15 protein-coding genes are annotated in these 15952 nt (G+C 68.8%); 2 read left to right on the forward strand and 13 right to left on the reverse strand.

The window, feature by feature from the left end; all coding sequences use genetic code 11:
- Positions 1-51: 51 nt before the first annotated feature.
- A complete protein-coding gene (locus AB3K92_RS21445) occupies positions 52-936 on the forward strand; it encodes a transcriptional regulator GcvA (protein ID WP_021163478.1) in 885 nt (294 codons plus the stop codon).
- 41 nt (positions 937-977) lie between these two features.
- On the opposite strand, the gene AB3K92_RS21450 is transcribed toward AB3K92_RS21445, so the two are convergent.
- The 13 genes from AB3K92_RS21450 to AB3K92_RS21510 form a co-directional block, all read right to left on the reverse strand.
- A complete protein-coding gene (locus tag AB3K92_RS21450) occupies positions 978-2285 on the reverse strand; it encodes a solute carrier family 23 protein (protein ID WP_059586886.1) in 1308 nt (435 codons plus the stop codon).
- A 278-nt stretch (positions 2286-2563) separates the two neighbouring features.
- Positions 2564-3799 (reverse strand): flagellar hook-associated protein FlgL, encoded by a 1236-nt coding sequence (gene flgL, locus AB3K92_RS21455; RefSeq protein ID WP_059496532.1) that lies wholly within the window; start codon positions 3797-3799, stop codon positions 2564-2566.
- Positions 3800-3816: 17 nt separating this feature from the next.
- Positions 3817-5748, reverse strand: coding sequence for a flagellar hook-associated protein FlgK (flgK, locus tag AB3K92_RS21460; protein WP_369465809.1), 1932 nt, complete (start codon positions 5746-5748; stop codon positions 3817-3819).
- Between the two features lie 216 nt (positions 5749-5964).
- Complete coding sequence (locus tag AB3K92_RS21465; protein ID WP_021164374.1) at positions 5965-6720, reverse strand: flagellar brake protein; 756 nt, start codon at positions 6718-6720, stop codon at positions 5965-5967.
- Between the two features lie 217 nt (positions 6721-6937).
- Positions 6938-7921 carry a flagellar assembly peptidoglycan hydrolase FlgJ gene (gene flgJ, locus AB3K92_RS21470; RefSeq protein WP_027788924.1) on the reverse strand — a complete coding sequence of 328 codons (984 nt, stop codon included), beginning with the start codon at positions 7919-7921 and terminating at the stop codon, positions 6938-6940.
- On the reverse strand, positions 7922-9082 hold the full coding sequence (locus AB3K92_RS21475; RefSeq protein WP_369465810.1) for a flagellar basal body P-ring protein FlgI: 1161 nt from the start codon (positions 9080-9082) through the stop codon (positions 7922-7924). It abuts the gene before it with no gap.
- A 5-nt stretch (positions 9083-9087) separates the two neighbouring features.
- Positions 9088-9780, reverse strand: a complete 693-nt coding sequence (gene flgH, locus AB3K92_RS21480) for a flagellar basal body L-ring protein FlgH (protein WP_369465811.1) — start codon at positions 9778-9780, stop codon at positions 9088-9090.
- 21 nt (positions 9781-9801) lie between these two features.
- Entirely contained in the window at positions 9802-10590 is a 789-nt protein-coding gene (gene flgG, locus AB3K92_RS21485) for a flagellar basal-body rod protein FlgG (protein WP_021164160.1), read from the reverse strand.
- A gap of 34 nt (positions 10591-10624) precedes the next feature.
- Complete coding sequence (flgF, locus tag AB3K92_RS21490) at positions 10625-11383, reverse strand: flagellar basal-body rod protein FlgF (RefSeq protein WP_027788921.1); 759 nt, start codon at positions 11381-11383, stop codon at positions 10625-10627.
- A 19-nt stretch (positions 11384-11402) separates the two neighbouring features.
- Complete coding sequence (gene flgE, locus AB3K92_RS21495; RefSeq protein WP_021164158.1) at positions 11403-12644, reverse strand: flagellar hook protein FlgE; 1242 nt, start codon at positions 12642-12644, stop codon at positions 11403-11405.
- Between the two features lie 33 nt (positions 12645-12677).
- A complete protein-coding gene (gene flgD, locus AB3K92_RS21500) occupies positions 12678-13430 on the reverse strand; it encodes a flagellar hook assembly protein FlgD (RefSeq protein ID WP_369465812.1) in 753 nt (250 codons plus the stop codon).
- A 64-nt stretch (positions 13431-13494) separates the two neighbouring features.
- A complete protein-coding gene (gene flgC / locus AB3K92_RS21505) occupies positions 13495-13920 on the reverse strand; it encodes a flagellar basal body rod protein FlgC (RefSeq protein WP_021164156.1) in 426 nt (141 codons plus the stop codon).
- 40 nt (positions 13921-13960) lie between these two features.
- Complete coding sequence (locus AB3K92_RS21510) at positions 13961-14449, reverse strand: flagellar basal body rod protein FlgB (protein ID WP_369465813.1); 489 nt, start codon at positions 14447-14449, stop codon at positions 13961-13963.
- 204 nt (positions 14450-14653) lie between these two features.
- On the opposite strand from AB3K92_RS21510, the gene flgA reads away from it, so the two are divergent.
- Entirely contained in the window at positions 14654-15916 is a 1263-nt protein-coding gene (gene flgA / locus AB3K92_RS21515; RefSeq protein WP_369465814.1) for a flagellar basal body P-ring formation chaperone FlgA, read from the forward strand.
- Positions 15917-15952 lie beyond the last annotated feature (36 nt).

Consider the following 15952-nt stretch of genomic DNA (forward strand, 5'->3'; position numbering starts at 1 on the left):
GGCCTGCAAAACGATTTTATCGACGCGCCCTTGTGATCTAGAATCACAAGCATGGCACGCGATCTCCCGCCCTTTTCCGCGCTTCGGGCCTTTGAAGCCGCGGCACGACATGAAAGCTTCAGCGCCGCCGGCGACGAGCTGCATGTGACTCACGGTGCCATCAGCCGCCAGATCGCCGGGTTCGAGGCATGGCTCGGCAAGCCGGTGTTCCACCGCTACGGCAAGCGCGTGAAGCTCACCGACGAAGGCCGCCGCTACCTGGACACCGTGCGCGCGGCGTTCGACAGCATCGCGCACGCGACCGAGCAGCTGCGCAACACCGGCGCGGCGCGCGTGCTGCGCATCAACGCGCTGCCGACCTTCGCGATGAAATGGCTATTGCCGCGCCTGTCGCGGTTCCAGCGCGACGTGCCGAACGTCGAGCTGAAGCTGTCGACGTCGAACGCGCCGCTCGACGCGCTCGACGGTTTCGACGTCGCGATCCGCCGCGGCCCCGGCCACTGGTCGAACTGCACGAGCGGCCACTTCCTCGACGAAAGCGTGATTCCGGTCTGCAGCCCCGCGTTGCTCAAACGCGCGCCGATCGCGCGCGCGGACGATCTCGCGCGCCACGTGCTGCTGCATTCGGATACGCGGCCGGAAGGCTGGCGCGACTGGTTCGCGGCGGCCGGCGTGACGATGAAGGGGCGCAAGCGGCAGTCGTTCGACCACTTCTACCTGGCGCTGCAGGCGGCCGTCGACGGGCTCGGCGTCGCGCTCGGCCCGTTGCCGCTGATCGACGACGAGCTCGCGAGCGGCCGGCTCGTGATGCCGCTGGCGGGGCCGCGCATCGCGACGCGCAGCTACTGGTGGATCGCGCCGCGTGCGCCGGCCGACGATCCGCTCGTCGCGCAGTTCTGCGCGTGGCTGCAGGCGCAGTCGAATACCGGCGCGTGAGGCAAGCGCCCGCGGGCGGCATTGCACCGCCCGCTCCCGAATCACACCACCGGGCCCGGTTCCTTTTCCTTGCGCAGGATCGCGTACAGGATGATCGCGCCGAACGTCGCGGTGCCGATCCCGCCGAGCCCGAAGCCGCCGATCTTCAGCGAGAAGTCGCCGGCGCCGAGCACGAGCGTGACGGCCGCGACGATCAGGTTGCGGTTGTCGGAGAAGTCGACCTTGTTGACGACCCAGATCCGCGCGCCCGTCACCGCGATCAGCCCGAACACGACGATCGACACGCCGCCGAGCACGGGGCCCGGAATCGTCTGGATCACCGCGCCGAACTTCGGCGAGAAACCGAGCACGATCGCGATCAGCGCGGCGACCGCGAACACGAGCGTCGAGTAGATCCGCGTGACGGCCATCACGCCGATGTTCTCCGCGTAGGTCGTCACGCCCGTGCCGCCGACGCTGCCCGACACGATCGTCGCGAGCCCGTCGCCGATGAACGCGCGGCCCACGTAGCGATCGAGGCTGGTGCCCGTCATCGCGCTGACGGCCTTGATGTGGCCGAGGTTCTCCGCGACCAGGATCACCGCGATCGGCGCGAGCATCAGCATCGCGTGCGGATCGAACACCGGCGCGCGGAAGCTCGGCACGCCGAACCAGGCCGCGTGCCCGACGATCGAGAAATCGATCGGCTTGCCGAGCCCCATCCCGTTGGTCACGACCGCGTAGATCACGTAAGCGATCACCAGCCCGACGAGGATCAGCAGGCGCTGCACCATGCCGCGCGAGAACACCGCGACGCCGCCGACGCACAGCACCGTGACGAGCGCCATCACCGATTCGAAGGTCGACCCGGACACGCCCTTGACCGCGATCGGCGCAAGGTTGAGCCCGATCACCGCGACCACCGCGCCGGTCACGACCGGCGGCATCAGCGTCTCGATCCAGCGCGTGCCGATCGCCTGCACCAGCGCGCCGATCGCGACGTACACGACACCGCACGCGACGATCCCGCCGAGCGCGACCGGGATGTTCGGGTTCGGGCCGCTGCCGCCATAACCGGTCACCGCGATCACGAGGCCGATGAACGCGAAGCTCGAGCCGAGGTAGCTCGGCACGCGGCCGCCGACCAGCACGAAGAACAGCAGTGTGCCGATGCCCGACATGAAGATGCACAGGTTCGGGTCGAAGCCCATCAGCAGCGGCGCGAGCACGGTCGAGCCGAACATCGCGACGACGTGCTGCACGCCCATCGCGACCATCTGCGGCCACGGCAGGCGCTCGTCGGGGCCGACCACGCGCGATGCCGCGCCGGTCGATTGCACCCGCCAGCGCGGGAAGTAGGAATCGGACATGGGGAAAAGGGCTCCTGTCGGTCGGTCGCCGGCTGCGGAGGATGCGCCGGTCTGGAATCTGGCGCGAGTTTACGGAGCGGAAATGGGGCTGGCAAGCAGACCGACACGCGGGCCGGCGGGCGGCGCCGGCAGGCGCGGGGCGCGGCCGGGTGCAGGCGAAACGGGGCGCGATCGCGCGGCCCGGCGGCCGGCCGGCCGCGCATCGGGGGCAAGCGGGCGGCGGTCGACACCGGCCGCGACGCAAGCGTGCGCTCACATCGCGGCCGGCGCGGCGTGCATCAGGGGTTGATGTACTGGAACAGCGACAGGTTCTGCAGCTGCGCGTAAGCCTTCTGCGAGCCCGTCAGCGCGTTCTGCATCTGCAGGAACTGGCTGATCGTCGACACCATGTTGGTGCTCGTCAGGTCGGACAGGTTGCTGGTGACCTGCAGCGTGTTGGTCTGGTTCACGGTCTGCATCGCCTTGATTTCCTGCTCGCGGCCGCCGACCGACGCCTGCACGGTGAGGACGTTCGTCATCATGTTGTTCAGCTTCGTCGTGCCGGTGGTCATCGCGTTCGCGAGCGAGGCCGCGGCGGACGTGTTGCTGCTGATCGGCACCTTCAGCGCGGCGATCATCGAGTCGAGCGCCGCGAACACGTCGGTGCCGGCCTTCGGCGCGGGCGTGACGGTGAACGTGTCGCCAGGAGCCGGCGTTCCCGACACCGGCACCGACAGGCCGTTGCCGAGCGCGATCCCGGCGCCGGCCGAATACGGCTGCGCGGGGTTCGTGGTCGGCGGCACCACGGTGTTGTCGGTGACCGTATAGGTTGGCGCGGCGGCCGTCCCGCCGAACGTGATCGTGAACTGGTGCGTGTTGGTCGCGGCCGACGGGCTCGTGATCGACACCGCGCCGATCGTGCCCGTGCCCGTGTTGCCCGCGCCGGCGAGCGGCACCGGCTGGCTGCCGAGCATCGGCACCGACAGGAACACGTTCGCGCCGTTGTCGCCCTGCGAGATCGCGCGCGTATCGGCGATCTGCACCTGCCGCGTGCCCGTGTCGCCGCTGTAGGTCACGCCGCCGCCCGGCGCGTTCGAGAACGGCGCAGTGGTCGACTGGAAGCCCGAAAACAGGTAGTTGCCCGAGCCGTCGGTCGAGTTTGCGAGCGTCAGCAACTGGTCGCGATAGCCCTGCAGCTGGGTCGCTTGCGCCGCGCGGTCGCTGTCGGACAGCGAGCCGTCGCCGGCCTGGATCACGACCGTATGGATGTTGTTCAGCAGGTTGTTGACGCTGATGAGCGTCTGGTCTTCCTTCTGCAGCGACGACAGCGCGGCGCTCTGGTTCGACGCATACTGCGACAGCGTCGCCGACGTCATCGACAGCTGCACCGCCTGCGCGGCGCCGAGCGGGTTGTCGGCAGGCGTCGAGAGGCTCACGCCGCTCGAGATCTGCTGGTACAGCTGCGAGAGCTGCGCCTGCTGATCGTTCATCTGCGCGACGTTCATCTGGTAGAACTGCGTGGTGGAAATCCGCATCTGATCGATCTCCGAAATCAGTTGAACAGGCCGAGCACGGTCTGGAACAGCGTCGACGCGGTCTGGATCACCTTCGCGTTCGCCTGGTAGAGCTGCTGGTACTGCATCAGGTTGGCCGCCTCTTCGTTCTGGTTCACGCCCGACACCGACTGCTGCGCCTGCGTGATCTGGCCGATCAGCGAAGTCTGCGCGGCGCTCGACGACTTCAGCTGGCTCGTCGTGTTGCCGATGCTGTTCACGTAGCTCGCGTACGCGCCCGTCAGCGTGGTCGAGCCGTTGCCGAACGATTTCGCGCTGACGAGCTTCGACAGCGCAAGCGCGTTGCTGCCGTCGTTCGTGCCGCCCGTGTTCGGCGCGACCGTGAACGTGTCGCCGGCCGTGGGCGCGCCCGACACCGTGACCGTGACGCCGGCCGTCAGCGTGATCGGCGTGCCGGACTGGTACGGCTGCGCCGCGCTGGTCGTCGGCGGCACGGCCGTGTTGTCGGTGACGGTGTAGGTCGGGCTGGCGGTCGTGCCGCCCATCGTGATCGTGTAGTTGTGCGGGTTGGCCGCGGCCGTCGCGCTGGTGACCGACAGCCCGCCGATCGTGCCGGTGCCCGTGTTCGTCTTGGTGGCCGACGGCACGTACGGCGACGCCGCCGCGATCGCGGAGCCGTTCGACGTCGCGAGGCCGAAGCCGTTCAGCGCGCCGCGGGTCGGCTGCACGGTGAACTTGTCGCCGGCGCTCATCGCGCCGGACGAGAACGAGAAGTTCAGCCCGCCGATCGACGCCGGCATACTGGCCGACTGGCCGACCACCGCGCCGCTCGCGCGGTCGGTCAGCGTGTAGTTCGTGCCGTCGTACGACAGCGTGTAGTCGCTCGTGGTCGGTTGCGACGCGTTCGCGAACGACACGGACAGCGCCGCGTTGCCGGTATTGCCCTGGTTCGCGTACGTAATCGGCGTGCCGGTCGTGAACAGGTTGCCGCCGACGTTGCCCGACAGGTCGATGCCGAGCGCGTTCTGCGCGTTGACCTGCGCGGCGAAGCTGGTCGCGATCGCGCCGAGCTGCGCTTCGGCCGGGTCGAGCGTCTGGCTGCGGAACGCGAGCAGGCCGCCGAGCGTGCCGCCCGACAGCGACGCGTCGGACAGCGCCTGGTTCGGCCCCTGCGGGTTCGCGCCGGCGATGCCCTGCGACACGACGGTCAGCTCGCTCGGATCGGACGGCGACGTGACGGCCGCGAGCTGGTAGCTCTTGTTCGCGACGACGAGCGGCGTGCCGCCCGCGAGAAACACGCTGTAGCCGTCGCTGTTGCGCACGACCTGCACGCCCGCGAGGTTCGACAGGTTCGACACCGCGAGGTCGCGCTGGTCCATCAGCTGGTTCGGCGGCTGGCCCTGGCTGCTCGCGGACGCGATCTGCTGGTTCAGTTGCGCGATCTGCGCGGTGTACGCGTTGATCTGCGTCACGGTGCTCGTGAGCTGCGTGTTCACGCTCTGGCGCAGCGCGTCGTACTGCTGGCCGGCCGCCGTGATCTGGTTCGCGAGCGTCTGCGCATTGCTCATCGCGGTCTGCCGCACCGACGCGTCGGACGCGCTGTTCGCGACGTTCTGCATCCCGGTGAAGTAGTTCGTGATCGCGGTCGAGATGCCGGACGTCGGGCTGCCGATGTAGTTGTTCAGCTGCGTGACGAGCGAATACCACGTCGACAGTGCGCCGCTCTGCGTCTGCGCACCGTTCAGCTGGTCGCTCAGGTACTGGCTGTACTGCCGCTGCACGGTGACGGTGTTCACGCCCTGCGGCATGTAACCGCTGCTCGTGTACTGGCCGCTTGCCTCGGCATAAACGGGGCGTTCGACCGAATAACCCGGCGTCGCCGCGTTGCTGATGTTCTGGCCGGTCGTCGTGAGGCCCCAGAGTGCGGCATTCAGGCCGCTGACGCCGAGGTTCATGAGTGTGTTGGACATGCGCGATCCTGATGAGCCGGCCGCGCTGCGGCCGCCGGGTTGCGTGACTCCCGGTATAACGGCCGCGGATCGAAAAAATTGAGGAAAAAATGCACGCGCGACGCGCGCTCGCGCGTGGCGGGTCGAAACGCCCGGCGGCCCGGGCCGGCGGCGGTTGCTTGGGCAACCTCGGGCAGCCTCGAGCGGCCCCGGGCGGGGCCGGCCGCCGCGTGCGCGTCAGGCCCGCGCGAGCGAGCGGCGCTTCATCTCGAGCTGCGTGATCAGCCGCTGCAGCGTGTTCTCCGCGCTGCCCGGCAGCGACATGTAGCGAAAGCCGAGCTGGTAGCGCCGCGACCCGTTCGGCATCTGCGTCGAACGCTGCGACACGAGCTGCAGGTCGAGCGACAGCTTGCCGTGGCCGGTCAGCTCGAGCTCGACGTCGGGCAGCAGCGTGCCGACCTCGAGCGCCTCGACGCGTTCGTCGGCCGTGCGCAGCCCTACCCCGCCGAGCGACAGGTTGTGCACCTCGAACAGGAAGCTCTCGCCGTCCGGCAGCTTGCCGCGGCACACGTACGGATCGACGACCGGCGCATCGACGCGGAAATACTCGCGGCGCTGGATGCACATCAGGACGTCGGGGAAATCGGCGACGAACGCGGGCAGCCCCTCGTAGCGCGTCTCGCGCGGCGTGCCCGTGGAGAATTCGACGCGCACGCCCTCCGGCGCGGCCGCGAACGTGCAGTGCGACGCGCCCAGGATGCCGGCGTTCTGCTCGGACAGCGCGCCCCAGTCGAACGTGAACGTCCGCGCGCCGACATCCACCTCGAGCAGGCGCGTGACGAGCTGGCCGCCCGGGTACTGGACGGTCAGGAAATCGCCGCGATTGACGAGGTTGCGCAGCTGCACGCCGATTTCCAGCGGATTGCGGCGGGCATAGTCGGGCCCGGAGTGGCCTGCATCCAGGCTGGGGTCCGTCGACGTTTCGATATTCATGGCTAGCCGGTCTTTCTTGTCATGGGCGCCCGGGCAACCGGTGCGCGATAAAACCGGGCCAGAACGGGGGCCCGGTCGCAGGTCTCTCACACTTAGCGGCAGTGCTGACCGAAAGTTTAGATCGAAACGGGGATTTTTTTCGCGCAAACGTTGAAACCGCGCGCGGCGGGCTGCCGGGCGCGGTCCGAAAGGGGCAACGGCACTGGCCGACGGGCCGTCAGCCGATCTGCTGCATGATCGAGATCAGCTTCTTCGCGTAGTTCGGGTCGGTCGCGTAGCCGGCCTTCTGCATCCCGTGCGCGAAGCCTTCGACGCTGCGGCTCGCGCTCAGCACGCCCGAGTAGCGCGGATTGTTCTTCAGCAGGGTCGCGTAATCGGTCATCGCGTGCTCGTACGAGTCGTACGCGCGGAACTTCGCGACCACGCGGCGCGGCGTGCCGTTCACGTATTCGGTCGTCAGCGCCGACACCGTGCGGCCGGTCCAGCCCTTGGTCGCCTTGATGCCGAACACGTTGTAGCTGGTCGAGCCGTCGCTCGCGCGGATCTCGCGCTTGCCCCAGCCCGACTCGAGCGCGGCCTGACCGACGATGAAGCGCGCCGGGATGCCGGTCGACGCGCTGGCCGCCTGCGCGGGGCCCGCGAGCCGGTCGACGAACGCGTCGGCGTCCTGCACGCCGCTCGCGCCCTTCAGCGGCGGCGTCAGCGCGCTGCCGGCCGAGTAGCCGCGCGTGCCGGCGAGCCCGCCGTTGTTCGCCGCGTTCGCGTAGGCCTTCGCCATCGCGTTCATCGCGGCGAGGCCGCCTTCGTTACCCGACGTGCCGAGGCCGCCTGCGCCCAGGCCGGCCGCGCCGACATCGGCCGCCGTGTCGCTGCCCGCGCCCTGCCCCGCATTGCGCAGCAGCTGCTTCATCAGCGCGTCGGCGACGCCGATCCCGCGCGTCGACATCTGCTGCGCGAGCTGCTGGTCGAGCATCGACGTGTACAGCTTGGACGTATGCGAATCGAACAGCCCGCCGTCCGGCGACGCGTCGCGCATGCTCTTGAGCATCATCTGCGTGAACATCGCGTCGAACTGGCCGGCGACCGCCTTCGCGCCGGCCTGCGGCGACTGTTTCGCCTGCGCGCGCAGCGCGTCGAAACCCTGCACGTCGAGCGCGAAGCGCTGCGTGAGGTCGTTCGCGTTCGGAAGAGAGGCTGCCATTTAGATGATCTCCAGGTCGGCGCGCAGCGCGCCGGCGGCCTTCATCGCCTGCAGGATCGACATCAGGTCCGCGGGCGTCGCGCCGAGCGTGTTCAGCGCCTTCACGACGTCGGCGAGATTCGCGCCGGCCGTCACCATCTTCAGCGCGCCGTTGTCCTGCTTGAGCTGGATCTGCGACTGCTGCGCCACCACCGTCTGCCCGTTCGAGAACGGCCCCGGCTGCGATACCACCGGCTGAGTGTTGACCACGACCGACAGGTTGCCGTGCGCGACCGCGCAGCTCTGCAGCGTGACCATCTGGTTCATCACGATCGAGCCGGTGCGCGCGTTCAGGATCACCTTCGCCGCGGCCTTGTCCGGGCTCACGTCGAGGTTCTGCAGGCGCGCCATGAACGCGACCTGCTGCGCCGAATCGGCCGGCGCGGCGAGCTGGATCGTGCGGCCGTCGAGCGCCGTCGCGGTGCCCGGGCCGAAGCTCGAATTGACCGCGGACACGATCCGCTGCGCGGTGCCGTAGTCCATGTCGTTCAGCTGCAGCTGCAGCACGCCGTTCATCTGCGCGATCGCGTTCGGCACCGAACGCTCGACGATCGCGCCGCCGACGATCCGGCCGGCCGCGAGCTGGTTCACCTGCACGCGGCTGCCGTTCGCGCTCGCGCCCGCGCCGCCGACCGCCATGTTGCCCTGCGCGAGCGCGTAGACCTGGCCGTCCGCGCCCTTCAGCGGCGTGAGCAGCAGCGTGCCGCCGCGCAGGCTTTTCGCGTTGCCGAGCGACGACACGGTGACGTCGAGCGCCTCGCCCGGCCGCGCGAACGGCGGCAGCGTGGCGGTCACCATCACGGCCGCGACGTTCTTCAGCTGCATGTTGCTCAGCGACGACGGGCCGCCGTTGGCCGAACCGTTGTTGATCGAGATGCCGAGGTTCGCGAGCATGTTCGCGAGCGTCTGCGTCGTGAACGGCGTCTGCATCGTCTGGTCGCCCGTGCCGTCGAGACCGACGACGAGGCCATAGCCGATCAGCGGGTTGTCGCGCACGCCCTGGATCTGCGCGAGATCCTTCAGGCGTTCCGCGTGCGCGGGCGCCGCGCCGAGCACGCAGGCCGCCAGCACGAAGGCGGCCAGTGCACGGAACGACAGGCGGTGGAAAAGAGGCGGCTGCATCGTCATCACCACGGCGCGATGTTGAGGAAGAAGCGCTGCAGCCAGCCCATCGTCTCGGCTTCGTTGATGTAGCCCTTCGACGAGTATTCGATCTTCGCGTCGGCGACCTGCGTCGAGTAGACCGAGTTCGCGCCCGAGATCGTGTTCGGGTTCACGACGCCCGAGAAGCGCACGAATTCGTTGCCCTGGTTGATCAGCATCTGCTTCTCGCCGCTGACCACCAGGTTGCCGTTCGGCAGCACGTTGGTGACGGTCACGGTGATCGTGCCGTTGAACGTGTTCGCCGCGCTCGCGCCGCCGGTCGCCGCGAACTTGTTGTTGCCGGCGGCCGACAGGTTCGCCTTCGCGAACAGCCCGCCGAGGAAGCCGGCCGTCGGCACGTTGAAGTCGGTGTTGCCCTGCCGGTTCGTGTTCGCGCCCGACGACTTGGTCGCGTTGATGTTCTCCGCGATCATGATCGTCAGGATGTCGCCGACGTTGCGCGGCCGCTGATCCTCGAAGAGCGGCCGCCCCGCGTATCCGGGGTTGTAGATCGAGCCGGGCGCCTGCATCGACATCGGCGCCGGCGGCTGTGCCGTCATCGGCTGCTGGATGATCGGATCGCGCGGAATCTGCGCGCAACCGGCGGCGAGCGCCGCCACCGCGATCGCGCATGCGGCGCGGACGGTGGCTGACGGGAGGAGGCGAACCTGCTTCATGGCGACGACGGGACTTTCCGGTTAGCTCTTCATCTGCGTGACGGTCTGCAGCATCTGGTCGGACGTCGTCACGGCCTTGCTGTTGATCTCGTAGGCACGCTGCGTCTGGATCATGTTGACGAGCTCCTGCACGACGTTCACGTTCGACGCTTCGACGTAGTTCTGGTTGAGCACGCCCGCGCCGTTCAGGCCCGGCTGCGACACGTTCGGCGCGCCCGACGACGTGGTCTCGGAGAACAGGTTCTCGCCGCGCGCCTCGAGGCCGGCCGGGTTGATGAAGGTCGCGATCTGCAGCGAGCCGATCTGCACCGAGTTGGTCGAGCCCGCCTGCGTGACCGACACGACGCCGTCCTTGCCGATCGTCAGCGACGTCGCGTTCTGCGGGATCGTGATCGCCGGCAGGATCTGGTAGCCGCTCGACGTGACGAGCTGGCCCTGCGCGTTGGTCTGGAACGAGCCGTCGCGCGTGTACGCGTTCGTGCCGTCCGGCATCAGCACCTGGAAGAAGCCCGCGCCGTTGATCGCGACGTCCTTCGAGTTGCCGGTCTGCGTGAGGCCGCCCTGCGTGTACAGGCGCTCGGTCGCGACCTGCTGCACGCCGGTGCCGAGCTGCAGGCCCGACGGCAGCTCGGTCTGCTGCGTCGAGTTCGCGCCCGGCTGGCGGATGGTCTGGTACAGCAGATCCTCGAATACCGCGCGCGACGCCTTGAAGCCGTTCGTGCTGGTGTTCGCGAGGTTGTTCGAAATCACGTCCATCTGCGCCTGCTGCGCATTCATGCCGGTGGCGGCGATGTAGAGCGAACGGTTCACTTGTCAATTCTCCTGCGTGGGCTGGCGCGGGCGCTCAGCTGAAGTTGAGCAGCTGGTTCGCCGACTGCTCGTTCTGGTCGGCCGTCTGGATCAGCTTCGACTGAAGCTGGAACGCGCGCGCGTTGTCGATCATCGCGACCATCGCGGTCACCGGGTTGACGTTGCTGCCCTCGAGCGAATTCGGCGTGACGACCACGTTCGGGTCGGCGTCGGCCGGATTGCCGTCGGCGGTGCGGAACAACCCGTCGTTGCCGCGCGTGAGCGTGGCCGGATCGGGATTGACGAGCTTCATCTGGTCGACGATCGCGACCGCCGTCGGCGGGTCGCCCGGCATCAGCGCGGACACCGTGCCGTCCTTGCCGATCGTCACTTCCGCGTTCGGCGGCACCGAGATCGGGCCGCCGTTGCCGACGACCGGCAGGTTGCTCGCGGTGACGAGCTGGCCGTTCTCGTCGACATGCAGGTTGCCGGCGCGCGTGTACGCCTCGCTGCCGTCGGCCGCCTGCACCGCCAGCCAGCCGGCGCCCTGCACGGCGACGTCGAGCGGGTTGCCGGTGCGCGTGATCGGACCCGGCGCGTAATCGGCGCCGGGCGTCGACGCGAGCACGTAGGTGCGCGTCGTCGTCGGGTCGATGTTGCTGCCGTCGCCGAAATTCATCGGCACCGCGCGATACGTCGCGAGCTGCGCGCGAAAGCCCGTCGTCGACGCGTTCGCGAGGTTGTTCGCGACGATCGCCTGCTGGTCGAGCGACTGCGACGCGCCCGTCATCGCCGTGTAGATCAGTCGGTCCATGGCTGCCCGTTATCCGCGCTTACAGGTTGATGAGCGTCTGGTCGACGGTCTGCTGCGTCTTGATCGTCTGCGCGTTCGCCTGGTAGTTGCGCTGCGCGGTGATCAGGTTGACGAGCTGCGACGTGAGGTCGACGTTCGAGCTCTCGAGCGCGCTGCCCTGCAGCGTGCCGTGGTTCGTGCTGCCCGGCGCCGAGATCTGCGGCACGCCCGACGCGGAGCTCTCCGCGTACTGGTTGCCGCCGAGGTTCACCAGCCCGTTCGGGTTGTTGAAGTTCGCGAGCGCGATCTGGCCGAGCACGGACGTCTGGCCGTTCGAATAGTTGCCGGTCAGCTTGCCGTCGGTGCCGATCGTGTAGGTCGTCAGCGTGCCGCTCGCGAAGCCGTCCTGCGCGAGGTTGTTCACGCCGTCCTTGCCGCCGTACTGCGTCGTGCCGGTCAGGTCGAGCGTGAGGTTCTGCGGCGTCGCCGAGCCGTCGGTGTTCGGCACCGTGAACTGGAACTGGCCGAGCGACGTGGTCGGCGTGGCCGGCGTGCCCGTCGTCGTGCTCTGGATCGCGCCCGACGAGTTGAACGTGACCGTCCCGAGGTCGTTCGTCGCGCCGCCCTGCACGCCCGCGTATGCTTCCCACGTGCCGGCCGCCGACTTCACGAAATACATGTTGACCGCTTGCGAGCCGCCGAGCGAGTCGTATACCTGGATCGACGTCGAGTAGTTGTACGTCGTATTGTCGGTCGCGTTGAACGGCGTCTTGGTCGGCACCGTGTCCTGCGAGTTCAGGTTGAACTGCGCGGAGATCTTGGTCGTCGCGGTCGGCGCGAGGTTGGTCGTCGGCGCCTGCAGCGGCACGGTCTGCGCGGTGTTGATCACGCCGCCCGCGTTGGCTGCATAGCCCATCAGGTTGCGGCCCTGCGAGTCGACGATGAAGCCGTTCTTGTCACGCTGGAACGTGCCGTCGCGCGAGTACGTCGTCACGCCGTTGTTCGACATCTGGAAGAAGCCGTTGCCGTTGATCGCGACGTCGAGCGACGAGTTCGTCGTGGTGATCCCGCCCTGGCCGAAGTTCTGCTCGACCGAGTTCAGCCGCGTCCCGATGCCGATCTGCGTGTTGGTCGACGTCGCGACCGAGTTCGCGTACATGTCGGCGAACTGCGCGGTGCTCGACTTGAAGCCGACCGTGTTCGCGTTGGCGATGTTGTTGCCGATCACGTCGAGCGCGTTCGATGCACCCGAGAGGCCGCTCAGACCCTGTTGATAACCCATTTCGGTCTCCGTTTCGAGAATGCTCGATCAGTATCAGTTGGTGGTGTTGCCGCCGGCCGACGACGAGGACGACGCGGTGTTCGGGAAGATCGACGCGACCTGGGTCAGCCCCACCGTCGTGCCGTTCGACAGCACGAGCCCCGCCGTGCCGTCCGCCTGCTTGATCACGCTCTGCACCGTCGCGGCCGCGAGCGTCGTGGCCGGCTGCGGCGTGCCGTTGCTGTCGGTGTACGACGCGCTGACCGTGTACTTGCCGTCCGGCAGCGCGTTGCCCGCCGAGTCGGTCGGCGTCCAGTTGAACGGCACGGTGCCGGCCGACTGCGCGCCCGCCTTGATCGTGTTCACCACGGTGCCCGCCGCGTTCTTCACGGTGATCGTCAGGTTCGACACCGAGCTCGACAGCGACACGCCGAACGGCGACGCCGCGCCGCCCTTCACCGCGACCGCGTTGCCCGGCGCGAGCACGTTCGTGCCGATCAGCAGCGCGGCCTGCGTCTGCTGGCCGGCCGTGAGCTGCGACGACAGCGACGTGAGCGACGTATTCAGCTGCGCGATGCCGCTCACCGTGTTGATCTGCGCGAGCTGCGACGTCATCTGCGAGCTGTCGACCGGGCTCGTAGGATCCTGGTTCTGCAGCTGCGTGACGAGCAGCTTCAGGAACGTCGCCTGCAGGTCGCTCGCCGACGTGCCGTTGGTCGACGACACGTTGTTGGTGTTCATCGTGTCGGTCGGCAGGTTCGACACGTTCGTGCCGTTGCTGCCGATCGTCGTGCTGGAGGAAGTCATCCTGGGTGGCCTTCTGTCTGGACTTTCGGAACTGTCGGGTCTGTAAGGTCGGTCGGCGCGCGGCTTACGAGCCGATCGTCAGCGTCTTGAGCATCAGCGTCTTCGCGGTGTTCAGCGTCTCGACGTTGGCCTGGTACGAGCGCGACGCCGAGATCATGTTCACCATCTCCTGCACCGGATCGACGTTCGGCATCTGCACGTAGCCGTTCGCGTCGGCGGCCGGGTTCGACGGGTCGTAGGTCGACTTCATCGGCGACGGGTCGTCCATCACCTTCGTCACGCGCACGCCGCCCACGCCCTGGCCGGACGCGGTGCGCGCGCCGCCGATCGGGTCGGTCGCGAACACGACCTGCTTGGCCTTGTACGGCTTGCCGTCGGGGCCGGTCGCGCTGTCGGCGTTCGCGAGGTTCGACGCGGTGACGTTCAGGCGCTGCGACTGCGCGGACAGCGCCGAGCCGGCGACGCCGAAGATGTTCATCAACGAAGGCATGGAAGCTCCTTTTGCTCGGATTCGGAGGCGGCGCGCGCCGTCACTGGTTCGTCGTGATCGCGGCGATCATCGCCTTGATCTGCTGGGTCATCACGGTCATCCCGGTCTGGTAGTGCAGCGCGTTGTTCGCGAACTGCACGCGCTCGACGTCGAGATCGACCGTGTTGCCGTCGAGCGACGGCTGCAGCGGCATCCGGTACTGCGCGCGGCCGTAGTCGTCCGCCGGGCCGCCCGTCGGGATCAGCTTCGCGGTGCCGGCCATGTGGCCCGCCGCCGTCGACACCATCGACATGCCGCTCGTCACGCCGGCCGGCTGCGTCATCGGCAGTTGCGCGGCGTTGCTCGGCGCGAGGCCGCAATTGGCCTGCTTCAGCGAGCGCGCGAGCGTCGACGCGAAATCGACGTCGCGGGCCTGGTAGCCGGGCGTGTCGGAGTTCGCGATGTTCGACGACAGCAGTTCCTGCCGGTAGGCGCGCACGTCGAGCGCCTGTCGGCCGAACGCGAATTCCGCATCGAGTTTGTCCAGCATGTGTGCGTCTCTCCGTATGAAGCGCTGCACGCCCCTCGCGCCGGATGGCGGCCCGAGAGGCTTTTTTCCATGACAGCGATGGTAGGCGCCGGACGCAACCGGCAATCGGGCGAATAACGCGGCAAAGGCCCCCTCTATTCATCGTTTGCGCGACGGCCCCGCTCCCTAGAATGCGAAGCGGAGCAACGGATCGGGGATCGGGCGATGACTGGCAGCGCACTTCGCGGAAGGAACGGGCGGCTCATGCACGTCCGGCGTGCGTTTGCGCGTGCCTTTGCGCTCTCCGCGGCACTGTGGATCGCCGCCCCGGCCGCGCACGCGGACGACGGGATGATCGTGATTCCCGGGCGCGGCGAGACGGCCGAAACCGCGCTCGCGCACGCCAATGCGGCAAGCGGCGGGCAGTTCGCCGGGAATGCGGCGATGGCGCCGGGTGCGGGCCTCGCGCCGGACGCGGGTCGCTCGACGAGCGGCACGGGTGCCGCCAGCACCGGCTACGCGCCGCAACCGGCCGGCACGATGGTCGTGACGACCGTCCCGCCGCCGGCTGCTGTGGGACCGGCACCGGCGCCCGCGCCCCGCCCCGTCTACGCAGCCGCCCGCGCGAACGCCGGATACGGCGCGCCGCGTGCCGCCGATCCGACTGCGATCGCGACGGTCGTCGCCGGCACGGCCGAACCCGCGTCGAATCCCGTGCGGCCGGCCCCGCAGCCGGCCTTCGCCGCACGCATGGCGGCCGCCCGCGCCGCGTCGGCGTTGCCGGCGCCGCGCGCGACGCCGGGTTCCGCCAACCCGGCCCCGGCAGCCAATACCACCAATGCCGCCCAGCCCGCGACGCCGCCCGGCCAGCAGGATCCCGAGTCGATCCGCCGCGCGGCCCTCGCGTTCCTGCAGCAGCAGATCGCGGGCCTGCCCGGCAAGACCACCGCGACGGTCACGACCGCGTTTCCGCGCGGGCTCGCCGCGTGCACGACGCTCGAGCCGTTCATGCCGACCGGCGCGCGCCTGTGGGGCCGCACGACGGTCGGCGTGCGCTGCGCGGGCGAGCGGCCGTGGACCGTCTACCTGCAGGCGAAAGTCACCGTACAGGCCACCTATTACGTCGCCGCGCGCCAGATCGCGCCCGGCGAGCCGCTCTCCGCGGCCGACCTGGTCGCCCGCGACGGCGACCTGACGGTACTGCCGCTCGCGGTGATCACTGATCCGGCGCAGGCGATCGGCTCGACCGCGCTCGCGCGCATCTCGGCCGGGCTGCCGCTGCGGCAGGACCTGCTGAAGAGCGCGGCGTCGGTGTCGGCCGGCCAGACGGTGCGGGTGGTCGCGGCCGGGCCCGGTTTCACGATTTCGGCCGAGGGCAGCGCGCTGGCGAATGCCGCGCCCGGCCAGTCGGTCAGGGTGCGGATGGCGGCGGGCCAGATCGTCACGGCGATCGTCAAGGACGCCGGCACCGTGGAGATTCCGCTGTAGGGACGGATCCTGCGGCAAGAATGTAAAGAATTGTTT

Origin of the sequence: Burkholderia sp. Bmkn7 (assembly GCF_041103175.1) — a bacterium.
Taxonomy (GTDB): domain Bacteria; phylum Pseudomonadota; class Gammaproteobacteria; order Burkholderiales; family Burkholderiaceae; genus Burkholderia; species Burkholderia cepacia.